At 58.4% G+C, this 22,127-nt stretch carries 22 protein-coding genes and 1 pseudogene; 11 read left to right on the forward strand and 12 right to left on the reverse strand.

The features are described 5' to 3' along the window. Both ATY79_RS30430 and ATY79_RS07425 read left to right on the forward strand, forming a co-directional pair. Positions 1-113, forward strand: a pseudogene (locus tag ATY79_RS30430) (IS5/IS1182 family transposase); the annotation flags it as partial. Between the two features lie 90 nt (positions 114-203). Next, complete coding sequence (locus ATY79_RS07425) at positions 204-467, forward strand: hypothetical protein (RefSeq protein WP_088703390.1); 264 nt, start codon at positions 204-206, stop codon at positions 465-467. Positions 468-562: 95 nt separating this feature from the next. Here ATY79_RS07425 and ATY79_RS07430 read toward each other — a convergent pair whose 3' ends face one another. Next, on the reverse strand, positions 563-1,720 hold the full coding sequence (locus tag ATY79_RS07430; protein ID WP_088703391.1) for a hypothetical protein: 1,158 nt from the start codon (positions 1,718-1,720) through the stop codon (positions 563-565). A 503-nt stretch (positions 1,721-2,223) separates the two neighbouring features. On the opposite strand from ATY79_RS07430, the gene ATY79_RS07435 reads away from it, so the two are divergent. Next, positions 2,224-2,889, forward strand: coding sequence for an HNH endonuclease (locus ATY79_RS07435; protein WP_088703392.1), 666 nt, complete (start codon positions 2,224-2,226; stop codon positions 2,887-2,889). Positions 2,890-3,003: 114 nt separating this feature from the next. Here ATY79_RS07435 and nthB read toward each other — a convergent pair whose 3' ends face one another. Then, a complete protein-coding gene (nthB, locus tag ATY79_RS07440) occupies positions 3,004-3,669 on the reverse strand; it encodes a nitrile hydratase subunit beta (RefSeq protein WP_088703393.1) in 666 nt (221 codons plus the stop codon). Further along, on the reverse strand, positions 3,666-4,301 hold the full coding sequence (gene nthA / locus ATY79_RS07445) for a nitrile hydratase subunit alpha (protein WP_088703394.1): 636 nt from the start codon (positions 4,299-4,301) through the stop codon (positions 3,666-3,668). The genes nthB and nthA overlap by 4 nt, the downstream gene beginning before the upstream one ends. Positions 4,302-4,397: 96 nt before the next feature. Here nthA and ATY79_RS07450 point away from each other — a divergent pair, with 96 nt between their 5' ends. Both ATY79_RS07450 and ATY79_RS07455 read left to right on the forward strand, forming a co-directional pair. Beyond that, positions 4,398-5,678 (forward strand): SDR family oxidoreductase, encoded by a 1,281-nt coding sequence (locus tag ATY79_RS07450; protein WP_088703395.1) that lies wholly within the window; start codon positions 4,398-4,400, stop codon positions 5,676-5,678. Then, entirely contained in the window at positions 5,678-6,154 is a 477-nt protein-coding gene (locus tag ATY79_RS07455) for a DUF2269 domain-containing protein (RefSeq protein WP_088692012.1), read from the forward strand. Before ATY79_RS07450 ends, ATY79_RS07455 begins: the two co-directional genes overlap by 1 nt. Here the strand turns inward: ATY79_RS07455 and ATY79_RS07460 are convergent. After that, positions 6,146-6,739 carry a LysE family translocator gene (locus ATY79_RS07460; protein ID WP_088692011.1) on the reverse strand — a complete coding sequence of 198 codons (594 nt, stop codon included), beginning with the start codon at positions 6,737-6,739 and terminating at the stop codon, positions 6,146-6,148. The genes ATY79_RS07455 and ATY79_RS07460 overlap by 9 nt on opposite strands. 159 nt (positions 6,740-6,898) lie before the next feature. Between ATY79_RS07460 and ATY79_RS07465 the strand changes: the two genes are divergently transcribed. After that, positions 6,899-7,747 carry an aldo/keto reductase gene (locus tag ATY79_RS07465; RefSeq protein ID WP_088703435.1) on the forward strand — a complete coding sequence of 283 codons (849 nt, stop codon included), beginning with the start codon at positions 6,899-6,901 and terminating at the stop codon, positions 7,745-7,747. 34 nt (positions 7,748-7,781) lie between these two features. Here the strand turns inward: ATY79_RS07465 and ilvN are convergent, their stop codons facing one another. Continuing rightward, the gene (gene ilvN / locus ATY79_RS07470; RefSeq protein ID WP_016554457.1) at positions 7,782-8,354 is read right to left on the reverse strand and encodes an acetolactate synthase small subunit; all 573 of its coding nucleotides are present in this window, start codon (positions 8,352-8,354) and stop codon (positions 7,782-7,784) included. Positions 8,355-8,380: 26 nt separating this feature from the next. Further along, positions 8,381-10,174 (reverse strand): acetolactate synthase 3 large subunit, encoded by a 1,794-nt coding sequence (locus ATY79_RS07475; RefSeq protein WP_088692010.1) that lies wholly within the window; start codon positions 10,172-10,174, stop codon positions 8,381-8,383. Between the two features lie 345 nt (positions 10,175-10,519). On the opposite strand from ATY79_RS07475, the gene ATY79_RS07480 reads away from it, so the two are divergent. Continuing rightward, on the forward strand, positions 10,520-12,592 hold the full coding sequence (locus ATY79_RS07480; RefSeq protein ID WP_088703396.1) for an ATP-binding protein: 2,073 nt from the start codon (positions 10,520-10,522) through the stop codon (positions 12,590-12,592). An 11-nt stretch (positions 12,593-12,603) separates the two neighbouring features. Here the strand turns inward: ATY79_RS07480 and miaA are convergent, their stop codons facing one another. After that, positions 12,604-13,494, reverse strand: a complete 891-nt coding sequence (gene miaA, locus ATY79_RS07485) for a tRNA (adenosine(37)-N6)-dimethylallyltransferase MiaA (RefSeq protein ID WP_189637109.1) — start codon at positions 13,492-13,494, stop codon at positions 12,604-12,606. Position 13,495: 1 nt separating this feature from the next. On the opposite strand from miaA, the gene serB reads away from it, so the two are divergent. Beyond that, a complete protein-coding gene (serB, locus tag ATY79_RS07490) occupies positions 13,496-14,386 on the forward strand; it encodes a phosphoserine phosphatase SerB (protein ID WP_088692007.1) in 891 nt (296 codons plus the stop codon). After that, the gene (locus ATY79_RS07495; protein ID WP_088692006.1) at positions 14,383-14,949 is read left to right on the forward strand and encodes a GNAT family N-acetyltransferase; all 567 of its coding nucleotides are present in this window, start codon (positions 14,383-14,385) and stop codon (positions 14,947-14,949) included. Before serB ends, ATY79_RS07495 begins: the two co-directional genes overlap by 4 nt. Before the next feature lie 79 nt (positions 14,950-15,028). Here ATY79_RS07495 and ATY79_RS07500 read toward each other — a convergent pair whose 3' ends face one another. The 5 genes from ATY79_RS07500 to ATY79_RS07520 all read right to left on the reverse strand — a co-directional run bounded on the left by ATY79_RS07500 (position 15,029) and on the right by ATY79_RS07520 (position 20,307). Further along, positions 15,029-16,624: a DegQ family serine endoprotease gene (locus ATY79_RS07500; protein ID WP_088692005.1), complete on the reverse strand. Its 1,596-nt coding sequence runs from the start codon at positions 16,622-16,624 to the stop codon at positions 15,029-15,031. A 188-nt stretch (positions 16,625-16,812) separates the two neighbouring features. Beyond that, entirely contained in the window at positions 16,813-17,742 is a 930-nt protein-coding gene (locus tag ATY79_RS07505; RefSeq protein WP_088692004.1) for a protease modulator HflC, read from the reverse strand. A gap of 3 nt (positions 17,743-17,745) precedes the next feature. Beyond that, on the reverse strand, positions 17,746-18,831 hold the full coding sequence (gene hflK / locus ATY79_RS07510; protein WP_088692003.1) for an FtsH protease activity modulator HflK: 1,086 nt from the start codon (positions 18,829-18,831) through the stop codon (positions 17,746-17,748). 153 nt (positions 18,832-18,984) lie between these two features. Beyond that, positions 18,985-19,500 carry a dihydrofolate reductase gene (locus tag ATY79_RS07515; RefSeq protein ID WP_088692002.1) on the reverse strand — a complete coding sequence of 172 codons (516 nt, stop codon included), beginning with the start codon at positions 19,498-19,500 and terminating at the stop codon, positions 18,985-18,987. Positions 19,501-19,512: 12 nt separating this feature from the next. Next, a complete protein-coding gene (locus ATY79_RS07520) occupies positions 19,513-20,307 on the reverse strand; it encodes a thymidylate synthase (protein WP_088692001.1) in 795 nt (264 codons plus the stop codon). 282 nt (positions 20,308-20,589) lie between these two features. Here ATY79_RS07520 and cmoA point away from each other — a divergent pair, with 282 nt between their 5' ends. Next, positions 20,590-21,351, forward strand: coding sequence for a carboxy-S-adenosyl-L-methionine synthase CmoA (cmoA, locus tag ATY79_RS07525; RefSeq protein WP_088692000.1), 762 nt, complete (start codon positions 20,590-20,592; stop codon positions 21,349-21,351). 14 nt (positions 21,352-21,365) lie between these two features. Next, complete coding sequence (locus ATY79_RS07530) at positions 21,366-22,109, forward strand: isoprenylcysteine carboxylmethyltransferase family protein (RefSeq protein WP_088691999.1); 744 nt, start codon at positions 21,366-21,368, stop codon at positions 22,107-22,109. The last annotated feature ends 18 nt before the right edge of the window (positions 22,110-22,127 follow it).

Here is a 22,127-nt window from a genome sequence, read left to right on the forward strand (position 1 = left end):
TCAACAAGATCAAACAGTTTCGAGGTATCGCTACGCGCTACGACAAGCGCCCGGAAAACTATCTTGCTGCTGTCAAACTCGTCGCCGCAAGGATCTGGTGTCAGAGTTTATGAGTCGACGGCCTAGTCGGGTACGATGTTTTACCAAGAAAAAGAGGATCGTTATTTGAATATGTTCCGAAGCGAAAACGAAGGAAGGCTTAGATGAAAGTACATCTAAAGGTCGAGCGTACGAGTGGCGGCGTGCGTGTCGTCGCGACTGGAGATTACGAGGACACTATCGAAACGACCCTCGTCCCGCGCGAACGCATCGGCAGATTCGTTGCCGATCTCATCCTTGATCGTGTCTACCTGAAGGGTGCGCAGATTATCGTCAATGACGCCATCGCCTTCGAGGTCTTCGATGCCAATGATAACTTTGATGAGTTCGCCGAGATTATCCAGGAGGCCCAAGGGTCCGGTATCTGAAAATGATCACCGACGCGGCTCATAGGGCCCCAGAAACGAACGCCGTTAAAGTGAATCAAATGCGTGGGCGCGTCAGCCGCTACCGAGCACTAGCCCTAACGCGACCGGGGCCTGAGATACTCTCGTGTAGGAAACACGGGAAGCTGCTTTGGTTTAGATAAATTTTCCTGCGGCGATTTCATCTTCTTTAAGCGATCTTGCAATCGGGAGATAATCCGTTTGTCTGTCACTTCGATGTAAAAGCGACTGTATTGATTGCGTTGAATGAACTCGGCTTGAAACAATGTTGCTGACTGAAAGCTCTCGACAAGGTACATGACGGCGTCGTCGCCGCTTACCTGATCACAATAAAAATAACGCAAAGGGCTATAGGCAAAGTAAAATACACCCGCCTTGAAGTAAGAATCGCCAACTGGTAAAGATTTCGCCGGAACTTCTATCGAAGATCCATCAATAACATTTGTGTATTTTACCGTTTCTTTCGTAACAGAGGGTTCAATTAAAGAGTTTGACTCAATAAGCTTCCCAGAAATGCCTTTTACGGTTATAATAATTTCCTTTACAGTTCCTTTTTTCAAAAAGTAATCGTCCGGTGGATGCAATTCGTCTCCCACTGAGACTGATCTCGTCGCGATTTGATCGAGGGGAACGAGTTCCGAAGAAACCGTCTTATCAATCAAATCTCCGATTGATTGTCCGGACGAAAAAAGACTTCTTTCTAGGTAGTAGTTCAACTGGCTCGGTTCATCCGGAAGGGCGGAACTGCTTCCATCGGAGTAAGCGAGCTTGACTGTTTCTACGACGTTCATCCTCCGGTCGGTATCCACGACGCGCACTTCTAAATCCTTGAAGGGAGGTGCCTTACCCTGTGTGATTATTACGTGCGCTGATCCGGCGTCGACGCTCGGAAGATCGTCCGCCGAAAGATCGAGACGAAACAGGTCAATGCCATGATTTTTACCAACTGAAATCGCGCCACTTTGAAAGCCAGATCTGCTGACGAAGATAGGTTTGTTTATACCCGCATCCCTTGCTTTCGTGACAAAAGCGTCCATAGCCTCAACCGAGATGGGCCTGCTTTTATTCTTCACTTCATAGCCGATCAGAACGGAGTGAAGCCCAACTTTCAGTTTTGCCAGGACGTCAAACTGACGGTTCCCGATCTTAACGTTCCACTGCACATCCGCTTCGGGTATCGTGCTGCGCTGGATAGCCGCAGCAAGTATCTCGATATATCGATCCTCAGAAATCATATACTGCGCTCCACGTCTCGAAGAATGCCGCAAGGTCTCGTGCAAGTTGCACGTAGTTGGCACGATGGGCAATGGGGGCTGAGCACTGATCTCGCTAAATTCCCCATGGTTCAACCTCTTGGGTCCGTCCGGACCACACCCCACCTAAGCACGCCGCGATCGACTAAACGGCAATGTTGTCTTCGAGGTGTTCGATGCCAACGACGACTTTGACACGTCAGTAGAGCTCATCGTTGCGGCGTAAGGCGCACGTCAGCGCCATTGGGTGATCAAAAGAAACGTTTCTTGTTGTCGTGCAATTTCCAGAAACGATGAGATTCTCTACTTTTTGTTGTGGGCAATGATCAGGTCCTCTTGCAGCGATAAATCTAGCCGTTGCACCCTGTCATCTTGGATGCACCACCGCATCCGCGTGGGTTGGGGACTATGAGACAGAATTTTATTGCATCTATGCTGCTTTCGGCAGGGCAGGAAATCCCGATTGGACATGGGACGAAACTCTCTTGGCGTTGGACCTGCTCTACCGCCATGGAGCGCCGATCGACCGCAACCACGGGGATGTAAGCGACCTATCTAGTTCGCTCAGGGCAGCGGAAATCCATCCGAAGGATAAACGGAAGGACAATTTCCGAAACCCTGATGGTGTTTCCCTGAAGCTGCAGAACCTACAATCTGCCATCGATCCCACACGCGGCTTGTCGTCTTCGAAAAGAGACCGCGAAGCGGTTGCAGAGTTCCCTATTTCGAGAAAGCACGAACTAGCCGAAATCGCGGCGGCTATCCTGCGAGAGTTGTCAAACGATCCACAACCTTTAGAAGTCCCCGAGGATGAGGTGTTTGTTGAAGGTCACGTCATTACGGCATCGCATCGACGGCGCGATGCTCGCCTTCGACGAAGGCTTCTCGACAAACGCACTGACGAGGGGCTTATTTGTGAAATATGTAACTTCTCACCACCTTCTCTGACGAGGACCTTGCGTGAGAGCTTCTTCGAAGCGCACCATAAAATTCCGCTATCTGCGGCGGTCGGACAAACATCCACCCGCGTCGCTGATATGGTCCTGCTATGTGCTGGCTGCCACAGGTTTGTCCACAAGCTCATTTCATGGAGAAAGCAATGGGTCAGTGTCGAGATCGCGCGTACTCTCATGGCATCCGCTGACGAGTGACCGGCGATGCTGCCTAAATTCGGCAATCTGACGAAGACCACTTCCTGCCCATTTTGCTAATTTGTTTGTTAATTTCACCTACAACTAATGCACGCAATGCGATCAGCGATTGACTCAGCCGTCAGCCGGAATTATGTAGGATTCCCAAGCGTCTATCGAGACAGTCGAGGTTGGATCCCCATCTTCGCCCCATAACTCGGTCGCCTCAAATACAACCAAATACACCCATTGCGGATTTTCGCCCTTTCCATGCGCATTGTCGTCAGGAAAGACGAAGGAGCCCTGAACGGCCTCGACGACGCCGGCTTTTGAACGAGCGTAGCGGGGCAGCCGCGTGTGTGTCGTCGGATTGAAATTTATGGTTCGAACCCTGTCCCCGGCTGCAAAGCGGGGTGGCGTCGCGACAGGTCGGTCGCAAGGACCGCCCTTGGCGAGCACACCCGCCACCATGTCGGCCTTCAGGACACGCTTGGGCGCAGCTCCGTCCGTTTGCTTGTGGCCGGCATTGATCTCGTCAGCTGTCACGAAGCCGTGGCGCTGCAGGAGGACCTCCAGCGCCCGCGTCCAGATCTCATAATAGCTCGCGCCAAGATAATTCGCCGGCGGAATGTTCTCGCGCGCATGCCGGCTCTCATCGATATTCCAGGCGCCAAGCGCACCGCTGGAAAGCGTAAGACCGAGCGCACGCTTCTCCCACTCCGCATGGAAATACGGCTCGTCCTTTTCGGGCGCGACGGGGCCAAACCCCATCAGACCGCCAAGATCGTGCGGACCGTTCATGACGCATCTCCCGGCACAGTCGCAACACCCGTTCCGATCATCGCGTCACGGCTGACGAGATCGGCAAGCTGGTCCTCGCTCCACCCATCTGTGCCTTCCGGCCGCTCAGGAATGACGAGATATCGCAGTTCTGCCGTCGAATCCCAGACGCGGATCTTCTTGCCGTCAGGCAGTGTCACGCCGAACTCGGCCAGCACGCCGCGCGGGTCGATAACCGCCAGCGAGCGATAGGCCGGTGCCTTGTACCAGACCGGCGGCAGGCGGAGCACCGACCAGGGGTAACAGGAGCAAAGAGTGCAGACGACGAGATTGTGCGTATCCTCAGTGTTGAACACAGCGCGCATGTGTTCCCCCTGACGGCCCGTATAGCCGAGGCTCGCGATCGCAGCCGTCGCATCGCGCCGCAGCCAGTCCGCAAAAGTGGGATCGCTCCAGGCTCTGGCGACGACGCGCGCGCCATTGCGCGGACCGACCTTGGTCTCGTAGGTCTCCACGATCGCGTCGATCGCCGCCGGATCGATCAGCCCCTTCTCCGTCAGGACCGTCTCCAGCGCCCTCACTCGCGCCTGCATGTCGGTGTAGTGGTTATCGTGATCATGGTCATGGTCATGCTGGTGATCGTCGTGGTGCACGAAATAATCTCCGCCAATCTGCGGGTATCTTTAGGCTCTCGCGCGTGTCACGCCAAGACCTCTTCCAGATGCAACTTTTCGGTTAAGTTCGGTGCCATGAACATCCTGATTCTCGGCGCGACAGGCTTTATCGGCTCGGCGGTAGCATCTCGCCTGCTGGCTGACGGGCATAGTGTGACTGGCCTCGGCCGCAACCCGTCGCGCGCTCATCTAAAATTCCCTGATATCAAATGGATCGCAGCCGATCTGTCAAAAATGCTGCACGCCGAAGACTGGAGTGCGGTCATTGGAGGCTATGGCGCGGTCGTCAATTGCGCCGGCGCCCTGCAGGACGGTCTCTCCGACGACCTGGCGGCGACCCAATCCAAGGCGATGCAAGCGCTGTACGCGGCTGCACAAGAAACGCGCCCTCTCATAGTGCAGATATCAGCACGAACGAATGGCGCCGCTGCCGACCTGCCATTCCTGGCGACGAAACGTCACGCTGACGAAGCGCTCGCGGCAAGTGGCCTGCCTTACGCAATCCTGCGCCCTGCCCTCGTCCTCGGCCGCAATAGCCATGGCGGTTCGGCCCTGCTGCGTGCGCTCGCGGCCCTGCCCTTCGGCATCCCCTTGGTCCATGCAACAAGTCCGGTTGCAACAGTCGCGCTTGACGACGTTGCGGCGGCCGTAAGCAACGCTGTCATGGGACAGCTCGGATCGTGTACTGACGCGGATCTTGCATCGACAGAGCAATTGACGCTCGTCAAACTCGTTACCCTCCACCGGCAATGGCTGGGTTTGCCGCATGCAGACGTGGTTTCCCTGCCTGACATCGTTGCCCGACCTGTCACCTGGCTTGCGGATGCCGCCGGTCACCTTGGATGGCGATCACCCTTGCGTTCCACGGCCATGGCCGTCATGGCGGAAGGCGTTCAGCCAAACGCCGGCAGCAACCTAGGCATCGCGGCCGCGTCGGCGCAGGACACGCTGCACACGAACCCGGCCGGGGTGCAGGATCTTTGGTTTGCCAGGCTCTATCTCCTGAAGCCGCTGATGATTGCGGCACTGTCGAGCTTCTGGCTGCTGTCGGGCGTTCTGCCGCTCCTCGAAATTCAACGTGTCGTCACGCATTTCCACCCCCTGCTGCGGGAAGGCCCGGCCACGTCGCTTACCGTCTTCACCTGCCTGATCGATGTGATGCTCGGTGCGGCCGTGCTCGTCCGGCCATTCGCCCGGAGAGCTATGCAGGGCATGATATTGGTCTCGCTGAGTTATCTTGCCGGTGCCACAATCATCGAACCCTCTCTGTGGCTCGATCCGCTTGGCCCCTTGGTGAAAGTGCTGCCGTCGCTGGTGCTGACATTGACCGCCCTCGCGATCCTGGATGAGAGATGATGCTCGAACAATTGCTGCTGCTGGCACACGTGATCGGCGCGACAGTTCTGTTCGGCACGGGCGCCGGGATCGCTTTCTTCATGGTGCTCGCCCACAGGACACGGGATCCGAAGCTGATCGCTCATGTCGCAGGGACCGTCGTCATCGCTGATACGTTGTTTACGGCGACGGCTGCAATTTTCCAGCCGGTAACAGGCTATATGCTAGCGAGACAGATCGGCTGGGAACTGACAGAGGGCTGGATCGCCCTCTCGCTGCTGCTCTACGTTTTTACCGGTCTTTTCTGGTTGCCGGTCGTCGGTATCCAGATTCGTATGCGAAACCTCGCCCGCGCGACCGCCATGTCACGCACGGAATTGCCCACCGACTATTTCCGGCTCTATCGCATCTGGTTTGCTTTTGGATTTCCCGCATTTTTCGCAGTTATCGGCATCCTGTGGCTGATGGTCAACAAACCGACGATCGCGCTATTTTAGCATCGGCCAGAGGCTGAGGACCAACAACACAGCCATGGTGATGTTGAACCATTTGAGCCGTGCAGGATCCGACAACCAATCGCGTAGTGCTGAGCCAAACCCGGCCCAGGTCGACACACTCGGCACATTGACCAGCGCGAAGGCGCCTCCGACGATCAGGACACTCGCCAGGTAGATGTCGGGGATGGTGTAGGTGGCCATTGCGGTCACCGCCATGACCCATGCCTTCGGATTAACCCACTGGAAGGCCGCCGCCGACAGGAACGACATCGGCTTCGCGCCGCTTTTGCCTTCACCGAGAGTACGCGATGTCGCGATCTTCCAGGCGATCCAGGCAAGGTAGGCCCCACCAGCAAACTTCAGCGCCGTGTAAACAACTGGCACCGCATGAAGCAGCGCGCCCAGTCCGAACCCGACGCCGATTAGCAGCAAGAAGAATCCCGCCCCGATGCCCAACATATGCGGAACGGTGCGGCGGAAGCCGAAATTCACGCCCGATGCGAAGAGCATCATGTTGTTAGGGCCGGGTGTTATCGATGTGGTAAAGGCAAACAGGACGAGTGCCAGGAATGTATCCAGCGGCATGAGACCTCCCAGAGGCCCGCGATTGCTGGGCGAGCTCAATTGATTTAGGTCAATATAACTGACCTAAATCCGCCATTCCACGCAATCATTGTCATGGTGACAGGATTGGTGAAAGATTGCCGGGCCATCCAATCTCTTTCGAAACCCGGAATGATGACCATGCGAGATGACGCGATCCCAACCATCAGCTTTCCGAATGGTGCAGAGGTCCCCGCCCTCGGCCAGGGCACCTGGAACATGGGCGAGAATTCCACCGAGGCGAAGCGGGAAATAGAAAGCCTGCGCGCGGGCCTCGATCTCGGCATGACGTTGATCGATACTGCGGAAATGTATGCAGAAGGTGGAGCGGAGAAGATTGTCGGCGAAGCGATCCGAGGGCAACGGGATGAGGTCTTTCTCGTCAGCAAGGTCTACCCCTGGAACGCCAGCCGGAACGGAACGATTGAAGCCTGCGAACGCAGCCTATCGCGCCTCGGCACCGACCACCTCGACCTCTACCTGCTGCATTGGCGCGGCGACCACCCGCTCGCTGACACCGTCGAAGCCTTCGAAGCACTGAAGGCATCCGGCAAGATCGGCGCCTGGGGCGTTTCCAACTTCGATACTGTTGACATGGAGGAACTGCTGACGGTCCCCGGCGGACGCAATGTCGCCGCCAACCAGGTTCTCTACAACCTGTCGCGGCGTGGCGTTGAATACGATCTGCTACCCTGGTGTCAGGAACGTCGGATCCCGATCATGGCCTATTCGCCGATTGAGCAGGGACGCATCCTGCATCATCCGGAGCTGATCCGCATCGCCAAGGCCTATCAGGCGACGCCAGCGCAAGTGGCGCTTGCTTTCCTGCTGGAACGCGACGGTGTGATCGTCATCCCGAAGACGTCGAGCGCAACTCGCGCCGCCGAAAACCGGGACGCCGTCTCGCTCGACATTACCGATGGAGATTGGGCCGTGCTGGACGCCGCCTTCCCACCACCGGCAAGAAAGAAGCCACTGGAGATGGTCTGATCCCCAGCGGCCTAAAGTGTCACTGACTGGCGACTTACATGCCCTGCTGGCCGCGGTTCATCGCGGCGATACCGGTACGGCAGACCTCGATCAGGCCAAGCGGCTTCATGATCGAAACGAACTGGTCGATCTTCGAGGACTTGCCCGTGATCTCCAGGATAAAGTGATCGACCGTCGCGTCGACGACCTTCGCATGGAAGGCATCCGCGAGCCGAAGCGTCTCGGCGCGGGTCTCGCCAGTGCCGACGACCTTGACAAGCGCCACTTCGCGCTCGATCGGACGTTCCTGACCGAGTTCGCGGGCGCGTACCGTCAGATCAACCACCCGATGAACCGGAACGATGCGCTCAAGCTGCGCCTTGATCTGTTCGAGGACATGCGGCGTACCACGCGTCACGATGGTAATTCGCGACAGATGCGCCTGATGCTCTGTCTCGGAGACGGTCAGGCTCTCGATGTTGTAGCCGCGGCCGGAGAACAGGCCGATGACGCGGGCAAGGACGCCCGGCTCGTTGTCAACGAGGACCGAAAGCGTATGGCTCTCGGCCGCCGCCGTCTCGGGCGAGATGAAGTAGGCAGAGCCCGTCGGCTGAAGATGTGCGTTCATGATCGTGGGTTTCCTCTACCTTGATATCAAACGAGCTGCCGGCCCTTGGCGTCGATCGCATTGGCGACCGCCTCGTCCGTGGCTTCATCCGGCAGCAGCATCTCGTTGTGAGCCTTGCCCGAGGGGATCATCGGGAAGCAGTTGGCGAGATTGGCGACGCGGCAATCGAAAATGACCGGCTTCCTCACGTCGATCATTTCCTGGATTGCGCCGTCCAGATCATCAGGCTTGTCGCAACGCAGACCAACGGCACCATAGGCTTCGGCGAGCTTGACGAAGTCAGGCATCGCCTCCGTATAGGAGTTGGACAGACGGTTGCCATGCAGCAGCTGCTGCCACTGGCGAACCATGCCCATGTACTGGTTGTTCATGATGAAGATCTTGATCGGCGCTTCGTACTGGATCGCCGTCGACATTTCCTGAATGCACATCTGGATCGAGGCATCGCCGGCGATGTCGATGACGAGGCTTTCGGGATGCGCGATCTGCACGCCGAGCGCTGCCGGCAGGCCGTAGCCCATGGTGCCGAGGCCGCCCGAGGTCATCCAACGGTTCGGCTTCTCGAAGCCGTAGAATTGCGCTGCCCACATCTGGTGCTGGCCGACTTCGGTCGTGATGTAGGTGTCGCGATCCTTCGTCAGCGCATAGAGGCGTTCCAGCGCGTACTGCGGCATGATGACGTCGTTGCTCTTGGTATAGGCGAAGGAGTTGCGCGCACGCCAGCGGGCGATATCGGCCCACCAATCGGCGGTCTGGCTCTTCTCCGGCTTCTTCGGCAGAGCCCGCCACAAGCGGACCATGTCTTCAAGAACGCTTCCAACATCGCCGCGGATGCCGAGATCGACGCGAACGTTCTTGTTGATCGAGGACGGGTCGATGTCGATATGGATCTTCTTCGAGTTCGGCGAGAAGGCATTGATGCGGCCGGTGATGCGGTCGTCGAAGCGGGCGCCTATGCAGACCATGACGTCGCAGTCATGCATCGCCATGTTCGCCTCGTAGGAGCCGTGCATGCCGAGCATCTTCAACCAGTTCTTGCCTGACGCCGGATAGGCGCCGAGGCCCATGAGCGTCGAGGTGATCGGGAAATCCGTCAGCTCGACCAGCTCGCGCAGCAGCTTGGTGGCCTCGGGGCCGGAATTGACAACGCCGCCGCCGCTATAAATGACCGGGCGCTTTGCGCTCGCCATCAGTTCAACGGCCGCCTGGATCTGGTGAAGATCGCCCTGAACCTTCGGCTGGTAGCTCTTCTGGATCGCATGGGCCGACGGCGGCGTATAGGTGCCGGTCGCAAACTGCACGTCCTTCGGAATATCGACGACAACAGGACCCGGACGGCCGGACTGCGCGATACGGAAGGCCTCGTGGATGATCGCGGCCAGATCATTGACATCCTTGACAAGCCAGTTGTGCTTGGTGCAGGGGCGCGTGATGCCCACCGTATCGCACTCCTGGAAGGCATCCGAGCCGATCAGCGAAGTCGGAACCTGGCCGGTCAGGCAGACGAGCGGGATCGAGTCCATCAATGCGTCCTGCAGCGGCGTGACGGCATTCGTCGCACCTGGACCGGAGGTAACGAGCATGACACCGACCTTGCCGGTGGAGCGGGCGTAGCCTTCGGCCGCATGGCCGGCGCCCTGCTCGTGGCGGACGAGAATGTGCTTGATATCGTCCTGCTGGAAGATCTCGTCGTAGATCGGCAGCACTGCGCCACCCGGATAGCCGAAGATATGCTCGACGCCGTTGTCCTTCAGCGCCTGGAGGACGATCTCCGCTCCCGTCATCCGATTGCCTGCTGCCTGATTGTCCGTGCCCGTCATGTTTCTTTTCCGTTTTGACTGCTGGGATTTGAGTTTTGTGGTCCGGAAGCCCGAATTTCGGGCATAAAAAAAGGCCCCTGGGGAGCCTGTCATCTAGCGCATGGGTGGCTATCGCCGGATGGTTACACCATCCTGCCCATGCGCCTTCCCACCACGATAAGAGCTGCTGCGATTTTCATGGGGCGAAGTGATAGACAGAAAATTTCGCATCGTCAACGCATGCCGCAATAAAAAATCGAGCGGCATCTTACCGGCTGAGCATGTGCGAGAATGGCGCGCCTGTCGCAAAAAGACTTTCTTAAACGTTCGCTGATATCCTCCCTTGCTACCGCAGGGAGTAGCCCTTTGCTGAATAAGGACTTGCACACGTCAGGCAAGGCAGGCGAGCATGACCGCCGCAATGACCAGACCCCAGGCAACCGGTTTCTCGGTCGCGTTGTTGCGTGCAGCGGTTCTCGCGCCACTATCGCCGCCGTCGCAGAAGCCGGCGGCACCGAGTTGGCAGAACTGTGGTCGGTCGGCAGGCTGATTTCGATCAGCGTCGGTCGAAACCGTGTGGTCGCCCTTGTCTACTCCATGAACACCGGCAGCCACAGCTGGGGTGAAGGCGAGGACAACTACTTCCAGATCGAAACCGAACTGCTTGGCGAAGTCCGCGTCGACGAGGATGGTCGCGAGCAGTTCTCGACCGGCATCTCGCGCTACCCCTATCTCGGCGCCATCGCCCACCGCATTCGCGCAAGCGACCTCATGCGGATCTATGACGCTGGCACTGGAACGACGGCCGTCATCGGTAAGCTCACCCAGGACGAGAGCATCGACGCCGCGATCCACATCCCCTCAATGCTGTCGAAGCATTTCGCGATCGTCGGCTCAACCGGCGTCGGCAAGTCGACCGCCGTCTCACTCCTCCTGCATAAAGCGATCGAGGCCGACCCGAAGCTGCGCGTCCTGATTCTCGACCCGCATAACGAGTTTGCCGCTGCCTTCCCGAAGCACTCCGTCGTCGTCGACACGGACACGCTCGATCTGCCGTTCTGGTTGATGAGGCTAGAGGAGTTCGCGGAGGTCGTCTTCAGAGGTCGGGCGCCCATTCCCGAAGAGGTCGATATTCTGCGAGACTTGTTGCCGGAGGCAAAGCGCGCCTTCCGCGGTAGCGATAGTTCTCTTGTCAGGCGCACGACGGAGAAGAGTTCGATCACGGCGGACACACCTGTGCCCTACCGCATGGCCGATCTGCTCGCTCTTATCGACGAACGCATCGGCAGGCTTGAAGGCCGCAGCGAGAAACCGTTGCTGAGATCGCTGAAGATGCGCGTTCTCGCTGCCATCAACGATCCACGCTACCACTTCATGTTCTCCAATAACACGATCAGCGACACGATCATGGAGACGGTGGCGGAAATCTTCCGTATTCCTGGCGACAGTCGGCCGATCTGCACCTTCCAACTATCCGGCATCCCGTCCGAGGTCGTGAACTCCGTGGCCTCGGTTCTCTGCCGCATGGCGTTTGAAATCGCGTTGTGGAGCGAGGGCGCCATCCACATGCTTGTGGTCTGCGAGGAAGCGCATCGCTATATCCCTTCGGACCCCAATCTCGGCTTCTTCCCGACGAGGCAGGCAATCGCCCGCATCGCCAAGGAAGGCCGCAAATACGGCGTCTCGCTGGGGATCATCACCCAGCGTCCCGGCGAACTCGATCAGACGATCCTGTCGCAGTGCTCGACGCTGTTTGCCATGCGCCTTGCCAATGATCGCGACCAGGAAATCATTCGTTCGGCTATTCCAAATTCGTCGATCTCGACGACGAGTTTCATTTCTTCGATCGGCAACGGCGAGGCGATCGCCTTCGGTGAGGCGATCAGCGTTCCGATGCGAATGCGCTTCTCGCGCGTCGAGGAACGTTACTTGCCGAAGGCAAACGGCGCCAACGTGAAGGTTAGCGACGAGGATCCTGACAACGTAGACTTGCGCAAGATCGTGACGCGCATGCGCGCGGTCAGCGGCCCCGATATTTCGGCGTTCCAGCAAAGCTATTCCGCCGCGATGCCGCCCAGTGGCCCCTATGAGGACGAGGACGACTATGACGACTTCGACGGGCCGGTCGCACCACCTTCCTACCCGTCGACGCCAATGGCTGCCCGCATACCGACAACACCGCCACTTGCCCCGATCGAACCCTATCGCCGGGACATGCTGCCGGGAGCGGCCTCTCCGCGCGAACCTCTAGCTGCCGCGGCACCGGAAACATCCATCGACAGTCGCCTGGAAGCTTTGAGGCGCGAAGTCCGTCGAGAACCGGCACCGGGACAAGGCGACAATCCAGCGGTCGCAGGGAGCATTCGCCGCGAACCCGGCATGTCCCTGCGTGACAGCATACTGAAAAAACCGCTCAGTAGCCTCAATAACAAGGAATAGCGCCGCGCGGCCTACGGCAGGCGCTCCCAGCTTTCGTCCATCTGGTTGCGAAACCAGGTCATCTGCCGCTTGGCATATTGCCGCGTCGCGGCCGCACCCCGCTCCAGAACTTCGTCGCGGGTGAGCTCGCCCCTCAGCATCGCCGCGATCTGCGCGACGCCGATCGCCTTCATCACGGGCATATCAGGGGACAGCGAAAGCGAGAGCAGCGCCTTCACCTCGTCCGCAGCCCCCTGCTCCAGCATCTTTTCAAATCGCCCGTTGATCCGCTGGTGAAGGACGGCTCGCTCCGGTTCGACGACGATCTTGCGGGCCATCGAGGGGTCGACGATCACCGGCCCCGCTTGTGTCTGGAAATCGACAATCGATCGGCCGGTCGCTTCGATAACCTCCAGCGCCCTTACGATCCGCTGCCCGTCCTGCGGGCGAAGACTGCTGGCGACCGCGGGATCGCGCTCTTGCAGTTGTCGATAAAGTTCGTCGGGCCCTTCATCCTGCAGGCGCGAGCGGAGGCTGTTGCGCACGTCGTCCGGTATTGCGGGCATATCCGAAAGCCCGCCGGTCAACGCCTTGAAATAAAGGCCGGTTCCGCCAACGAAAATCGGCCTCCGCTGGTCAGCATGAAGGCGTTCCAGCAGATCCGCAACATCGCGCAGCCATGCGCCTGTCGAATAGGCCTGACCTGCCGGGACATGACCGTAGAGGCAATGCGGCACGCCCTGCATATCCTCTTCAGATGGCCGCGCGGTCAACACGCGCAGCGTGTCGTAGACCTGCATGCTGTCGGCGTTGACGACGACCCCGCCGTGCTCTTTTGCCAATTCGACGGCGAGCGCGGACTTGCCGCTGGCGGTCGGCCCGGTTATCAGGATCGCATTCAATGCGCTCAGAAGGTTTTCCATCATGGCCCTCGTTGCCACGCTTGTTGCCAATCCGTCAAATCCTGTTCTCACGCCAGTCATTGCCGAGCAGGCAGCCGATACGGTGAAAGCTTCCGGCCTCTACTGGCTGGCTGACGGAATCGCCTGCGATATCGCGTTGAGGGACGGGACAGATGCGGACGTCGCGCGAGCCGACATTCTCACCGTCATCGGCAGCGCTGCGATCGACCTCGTCGTCCAGGATGCCGCGACGCGCCGCAAAAAACTTCTGATCGCGGATATGGACTCCACCATGATCGGTCAGGAATGCATCGACGAACTTGCCGCCGAAGTGGGCCTTAAGGAAAAAGTCGCCGCAATTACCGCTCGGGCCATGAACGGTGAGATCGCCTTCGAGCCGGCACTGCGCGAGCGTGTCGCACTCTTGAAGGGCCTGCCGATCTCGGTCGTCGACGAGGTCATTTCCAAGCGCATCACATTGACTCCAGGCGGCCCGGAACTGATCGCCACCATGAGGTCCAAGGGACATTATACAGCGCTGGTCTCCGGCGGCTTCACCGTCTTCACCGGCCCCATCGCAAAAACGCTCGGCTTCAACGAGAACCGCGCGAACGTTCTGCTGGCAGAGAACGGTGTGCTCTCCGGTTCCGTATCTGAACCTATCCTCGGCAAACAAGCCAAGGTTGACGCGCTGAACGACATTTCAGACAAGCTTGGCATTTCGCCAGACGACGCCCTTGCCGTTGGCGACGGCGCAAACGATCTCGGAATGCTTCAACTCGCCGGATCCGGTGTCGCGCTGCACGCCAAGCCGACCGTTGCCGCGCAAGCCAAAATACAGATCAATCACGGCGATCTCAGCGCTCTGCTCTATATTCAGGGCTACCGCAAAACCGATTTCGTAACGCCATGACAGTGATCCTAACGACCGATCGCCTGATTTTGCGCAATTGGACCGAAGAGGATCGGTCGCTTTTCCACGAAATCAATTCCGATCCCGACGTGATGGAATTTTTCGCTTTCCGTCGCGATCGCGCCGAAGCGGATTCTATGCTGGACACCATCCGCGATAGTATCGCAACGACAGGGCTCGGGTTCTACGCGATGGCTCTGAAGGAAACCGATGAGCCGATCGGCTTTTGCGGCCTCTGGAAACCCAAGCTCGAACCGTTTCTTCCCGCCGGCACCATCGAAGTCGGCTGGCGTCTTGTAAGGCGGCATTGGGGCAAGGGCTATGCGACAGAAGCCGGAACAGCAGCACTAGGCCACGGCTTCACCCAGTTCGATCCAAGCGAAATTGTTTCTTTTGCGGTGACAGACAACCATCGCTCCACCGCTGTCATGCACCGGCTTGGCCTGCATCATGAACCCGATCGCGATTTCGACCATCCCAGCATTCCAGACACTCATCCGCATCTGAAGCGCCACGTTCTCTATACGATCACCCGTCAGCAATGGGAGCGTTGTATCGGCTGACGCCGATTGCCTCGTCGCCGGCACTTCGAAAGACGCAGCCAATCGATTTAGTCAAGGGATGAACGGAGACCTCGTCTCGCTATTCCATCGGCACGGCTACGAAGCGCAAGTCGCCATTCGCCGACGCGATCATCATCTGCGCATTGCGTCGGCCTTCCTGCTTCAGCGACTGCACCTTCGCAGCCACCGCTTCAGGCGAGCGCATGAACTCCTGCGCCACCTCAACGATCACGTCGCCAGGCTTCAGGCCCTTTTCCGCCGCGAGCGAACCGGGTGTGACCTCAGCGACGAGCACGCCGTCGACGCTTTCAGCAATACCGAAGGTCTTCCGGGTCTCCGCGCTCAGTTCCGACAGCGAGAGGCCGAGGACATTCTTGGGATTCGTTGCATCGGGTGTCGCCTGATCCGTCTTGCCCTTGCCATCCGGCATAGGCTGACTCTGCTGGTCATCGGGCTCATCCATATCCTGGTTTTCATCAGGATCCGGGTTGATGACACCACCCTTGTTGTTGGAGTCAGCATCGTTCGAGGCAGCCTGATCGCTGTCTTCGAGGCGGCCGAGCTTCACCTTCACGGTCTGCTCCTTGCCGTCGCGAAGAACGACGACATCGACTTCCTTGCCCACCGGGCTCTCAGCCACCACCCGCGGTAAATCGCGCATCTCGTTGACGGGCTTGCCGTCGAATTTCAGGATAACATCGCCGGCCTTGATCGAGCCGTCATCGACCGGCCCCCCCTTGATGACACCTGCGACCAGCGCACCCTTGGCGCTTGAAAGCCCCAGGCTATCCGCGACATCATCGGTAACCGGCTGGATACGCACGCCGAGCCAGCCACGGCGCGTTTCGCCAAACTCGCGCAACTGCTCGACGACGCCGGCCGCCAACTCGGACGGCACCGAGAAACCGATACCAATCGATCCGCCACTCGGCGAAATGATCGCAGTATTGATACCGATAACCTCGCCCTTCATGTTGAAGAGCGGACCGCCGGAATTACCCTTGTTGATGGCCGCATCTGTCTGGATGAAATTGTCGTAAGGCCCGGCGTTGATGTTGCGTCCGCGTCCCGAAATGATGCCGACGGTCACCGAACCACCGAAGCCGAACGGATTTCCGATCGCCATGACCCAGTCGCCGATGCGCATCACGCTGGAATCGCCGAATTTCACAGCCGTCAGCGGCGCCTTCGGCTCCACTTTCAGCACCGAAAGATCGGTCTTCGTATCGGTTCCGATCAGCTTCGCCTTCAGCTTGGTGCCGTCGGCGAAATTGACTTCGATGTCGTCGGCGCCCTCGATCACGTGGTTGTTGGTAACGATGTAGCCTTGCGGATCGATGACGAAGCCCGAACCCAACGAGTTGACGTTGTGGTTACCGCCCTTGTTACCCTTCTGCTTGTTGAAGAAATCGTTGAAGAACTCCTGGAAAGGCGAGCCGTCGGGCGCGCGCGGCGCCGGGCCAACCCCTTCATCGTCCTTGACATTCTGTGACGTCGAAATGTTTACGACGGCATTGAGGAGCCCTTCAGCAAGATCGGCAACGGATGCCGGACCGTTCATCGGTGGCGTGCCCTGTGCATGGGCGGCGCCTGTGAAACCAATGTTAGCCAGAAGTGCGGCGCCGGCCAGGAGAGCGAGCGATCGTCTGAAGGTCGGGCGGGTCGTCGGGGCCATCAAGCATCCTCATTTCAAATAATACGCACTCTGAGCACCAGCATAAGGCGGAATGATGGAGGGTGAAATCACCTTTTCGCGAAATCCCGTGCAATCTCTCCGCTGCGCTCACCATCATCATGCTGGAACGTAAAAAGGGCCGGCAAAGCTGCCGGCCCTCTGTGTTTCTGCAGATCCCGATACGCCGATCAGTTCGTCGGCGCGCTCGGCATCGCCGCCGGCGGTGCGTTTCGTGGCGCGCCGCTTGCGTCGTTGAAGAAACGGAAGAACTGCGAGTTTGGCGAGATCACCAGCGTCGTGTCCTGCGACGTCAGAGCCGTCGAATAAGCGGCCATGGAGCGGTAGAACTCGAAGAATGCCGGATCCTTGCTGAAGGCATCAGCAAACAACCGGTTCCGTTCTGCGTCGCCCTGGCCGCGCAAGACTTCGGAATCGCGTTGCGCCTCGGCGGTGATCTCAACCACCTGCCTGTCTGCGATAGCCCGGCGGCGCTGGCCTTCTTCCGTACCCTGCGCACGCAGGAGTTCGGCTTCGGCAAGACGCTCAGCGCGCATGCGGTCATAGGTCTTCGGCGCAACTTCACGCGTCAGATCCGTACGACGGATGCGGACGTCCTGAATGTTGAGGCCGAGATCTTCGGCGTCGCGATGCAGATCGTCGCGAACCTCAAGCATCATTGCCACACGCTCTTCCGACAGCGCAGCGTCGAAGTCGCGCAGACCATAGACACGGCGAAGCGAAGAATCGAGCTGCGTGCGAAGGCGAGCTTCCGCTGCCTCGCGATCGCCCGAGACCGTTTCGCGGAACTTGCGGACGTCCCTGATGTCATAGACCACGAAGGCGTCGACATCGAAGGTCGCGCCACCACGAACCTGGACACGAATGTTGTCGAGGTCGAAGCGAAGCGCCTGCCTTTCAACGATCTGGACGCGGTCGGCATCCATGAAGGCAAACGGCAGCTTGAAGTAGATGCCCGGCTCGGTCTTCACAGACTGGATCTGACCGAAGCGGACAACGATTGCCTGCTCCCGAGCGTTCACCACGAAAATCGAGGAGTAGAGCCCAACCAAGACGACGGCGAGGAGGCCGAGAATGAGCGGAAGCCTGTTCGATGTCATGGCTCAACCTCCCTGCTGTGCCGGTTTGCCGATCTCGTTGAGCGGCAGGTAAGGAACGACCCCCTGCTTCTCGTCGATCACGACCTTCTTGGAATTCTTCAGAACCTGCTCCATTGTTTCAAGGAAGAGACGCGTCCGGGTTACCTCAGGCGCCTTCGCATATTGTTCGTGGATGAACGAGAAGCGCTGAGCCTCACCTTCGGCTTCCTTGACGACGCGATCCTTGTAGGCTGCTGCCGCTTCGCGGATCTGGGCCGCGTCACCGCGCGCCTGACCCAGCTTCTGGTTGGCGTACTGATTGGCCTCTTCGACCAGTCGCTGCTTGTCCTGGTCGGCGCGCTGCACTTCTTCGAAGGCATCAGCAACTTCGCGTGGCGGCGCCACGTCCTGGATCGTCACCGCCCCAATGGAGATACCAGCCCTGTAACGGTCCATCGTTCCCTGGACGATGTTGGCGACCTCCGTCTCGATCGGTTGACGATTGTCGCGAAATGCGTCCTGGGCCGGACGACGGCCGACGACTTCGCGCATGGCGCTTTCGGCGACCTGCTGCAGCGTCTCAGCCGGGTTCTCGACGTTGAAAAGATATGCCTTCGGATCACTGACCGTGAAGAAGACGGAGAACTGGACGTTCAGGATGTTCTGGTCACCGGAAAGCATCAGCCCGCTCGGCGAGGAGGAAGACGTCGATGCTGAGCCGATATTCTGCTGCTGCATCGTCACCTTGACGATTTCGACGGTCTCCATCGGCCACAAATGGAAATGCAGGCCCGGTGTGGAAATCTCTTCCTTCGGATTACCGAAACGCAACTCGACGCCGCGCTCGTCCGGCTGGACTATGTAGATGCACTGGAAGAGCCAGAACACCACCAAAATCGCCGCCACAATGACGAGAACGCCGCCATTGAACCCGCCGGGTACAATGTTGCGCAGTTGATCCTGGCCACGCCGGATAATGTCTTCCAGATCGGGAGGGCCGCCCTTACCACCGCCGCCGCGCGGGCGGTTGGGCCCTTGCCCCCATGGTCCCTGATTGTTACCGCCGCCGCCCCAAGGGCCGCCGCCGCCATTCTGATTGCTCCAGGGCATCAAAACCTCGTTATTCGTTAAACTCCCGATCGCCCAACCCACGGGGGCGGCGGATACCGGCGATCGTGACCGTTATAGGTATCGCCGCATCCGCTTTCAACGCAGCATGAGGAACTTGGCGATATTTATTGGAAAATAGTTGCTTTTCAGCGGTTAGCGCCGGTCATAGACAACGAATTTCGTAGGATAGCTATCCTTGTCGCCTGCCGGCACGTCAATGGTCTCAGTCGCCTTCCAAAGTGCCGGCTCAATCGCTGGAAACGAGGTGTCGCCGTCAACAGAGGTTTCGACGTGGGTGACGCACAACCGATCGGCCAGATCGACAGCCTGCGCATAAATCTGCCCACCACCGATAATGCAGATTTCGCCCTCGCCTTTCTGGCGCGCAATTTCCTCGGCAAGATTGACGGCTTCAGTCAACGAACCGGCCATGTGCACATCGGGGTGATCTATTGCCCCTGCCTGCCTGGAGATAACGATATTCGCTCGTCCCGGCAGCGGCTTGCCGATGGACTCGTAAGTTTTCCGGCCCATGATCACGGGCTTGCCCAGCGTTAGAGCCTTGAACCGCTTGAGATCGGTCGAGAGCCGCCATGGCATGTCGCCATCCCGCCCGATGATACCGTTGTCGGAAACGGCAACCACAATGGTCCTGCGAATTTCAGACATCAAGCTCTCCGATCAGACGGCGATCGGCGCCTTGATGCTGGCATCGGCCTCGTAGCCGATCAGCTCGAAATCATCGAATTTGAAACCGAAGATGTCCTTCACATCAGGGTTGATCCGCATGAAAGGCAACGGCTTCGGCGCGCGGGTAAGCTGTAGTTTCGCCTGCTCGAAATGATTGTGATAAAGGTGGGCGTCACCCAGCGTATGTACGAAATCCCCGAGCTTCAGGCCGGTCACATGAGCCACCATCATGGTCAACAGCGCGTAGGAAGCAATATTGAACGGCACGCCGAGGAAGATGTCGGCGGAGCGCTGGTAGAGTTGGCAGGAAAGCTTGCCGTCGGCAACGTAGAACTGGAACAGGCAATGGCACGGCGGCAGCGCCATGTCGTCAACCTCGGCCGGGTTCCACGCGGAAACGATATGCCGACGTGAATTCGGATTCTTGACGATGCCCGCGACGAGATTGGCGATCTGATCTATGTGACCGCCGCCGGGAGCCGGCCAGGAGCGCCATTGGGCGCCATAGACCGGCCCAAGGTCGCCGTTTTCGTCCGCCCACTCGTCCCAGATCGAGACGCCATTGTCCTTGAGATAGCCGATATTGGTCTCGCCACGCAGAAACCACAGGAGTTCGTGGATGATGGACCGCAGATGCAGTTTCTTGGTGGTCAGAACCGGAAACCCCTCATGCAGGTCGAATCGCATCTGATAGCCGAACACGGACCGCGTGCCCGTTCCGGTGCGATCGCCACGATCGGTTCCGTGTTCCATCACATGTTTCAAGAGATCGAGATACTGCTTCATCGTTCGCCGCCGATTCCGTTTCCCGTCTATTTAAGCCCTTCGCTCTTCGAAACCAATCATTGCGCGCTGATTATCCCGGCAAATCTCGGAGGGGGGACCGGCGGAGGACGTCAGAGCACGACATGGCTCACAATGCAGAACGGAGGCGCTTTCAGGCTAACGTCAGGTTCACATGTCTCCCTGTGCGTGGCGCGGGGGCGCTCCACGGGGATTCAACACGACAACCGACGGCATTTCATGCCGTAACCCCCTTGGGAACCGTACGCGAGTTTGGGGGAAATCATGACAGAGAGCCTAGTACGGTTGCAGCTGCGAACGGAGCGGCGCGACGAAGTATTCGCCGAGCAGGACCAGCCTATTGGCGACTTTACCTTCAACGCGAAAGTCGCCGACGTCTTCGATGACATGGTCAGCCGATCGGTGCCCTATTACGAGGAAATGCAGCGGATGGTCTGCGAGCTGGCGCAAGACTTCGCCAGACCGGAGACCAATCTCTACGACATCGGATGCTCGACGGCGACGACATTGCTCACTCTCGATCGTGTAATCGATCCAACGGTCAATTTCGTCGGCATCGACAACGCCCCTGACATGCTGGAAAAGGCCAGACAGAAGATCGAGCGGGCAGACACGCAGCGATCGGTAGATCTCAAAGTCGTCGATCTCCACCAGGGCCTTCACATGGAAAATGCCAGCGTCGTCACGATGCTGCTGACGCTGCAGTTTATTCGTCCCCTATTTCGCGAGCGCCTGATGAAGATGATCTTCTCAGGATTAAACAATCAGGGGTGCCTGCTGCTTGTCGAGAAGCTGACCAGCGAGGATACGGCCTTCAACCGCTTGTTCATCCAGCATTATTACGACTTCAAGCGGCGCAACGGATACTCCGAAATCGAGATATCGCAGAAGCGCGAGGCGCTCGAGAATGTGCTCATCCCCTATCGCTTGGAAGAGAACATGCAGCTTCTGAAAGAAGTCGGGTTCCGCAGCGTCGAGGTCTTCTTCCGCTGGTATAATTTCTGCGGCATCATCGCCGTTAAGTAAGGTTGGGACGCCAGATGAAAGCAACCATGATCGGCATTGGGAACTTCTTCTTCAAATACCGCAATCAGGCGTTTCCGCTCATAATCGTAGCCTTGTTCCTGATGTCTTCGCCACCGGCGGAAATTGCTGGAAGCGTCGCGGCAGAGCGTGTCAAAGACCTGATGGCGCTTCTGGTCATATTTTCCGGCCTCGCACTTCGAGCAAGTGTGATCGGCTACGCTTATATCAAGCGGGGTGGTCTGAAGAAGCGCGTCTATGCCAACGACCTGGTGACCGAGGGGATGTTCGGCGTCTGCCGCAATCCGCTCTATGTCGGAAACATGCTGATCTATGCGGGCGTATTCCTGTTGCATGGAAATCCGGTGGTCGCAATTTCAGGCATAGCGCTCTTTTTGTTCATCTACCAATGCATCGTCTATGCCGAAGAAGCGTTCCTTGAGGACAAATTTGGAGACGCCTATCGGGCCTATTGTGCAGACGTTCCTCGCTGGCTTCTCCGTTTCAGCAATTTTGCAGCTTCGACCCAGGGGATGGTGTTCAATGTGAAACGCGTGATCGCGAAGGACTATTCCACGGTCTCCGCCGCGTTGCTGGCTGTTCTCCTGATCGAGATCTACCGTGTCGTCGGCGCCACGAGTGTGCCACCTGTGCAGGTCTATGCCCTCGCCTCCTTGATTGCGATCGTGGCTGCGGCAACCGGCGTAGTGAGCATGCTCAAGAAGCGCGGTGCCTTCAAAGAGCACAAGGCAACCTCCTAGGACGGTTGCCAACTGCTT

Origin of the sequence: Rhizobium sp. R693 (genome assembly GCF_002211315.1) — a bacterium.
Classification (GTDB): Bacteria; Pseudomonadota; Alphaproteobacteria; order Rhizobiales; family Rhizobiaceae; genus Rhizobium.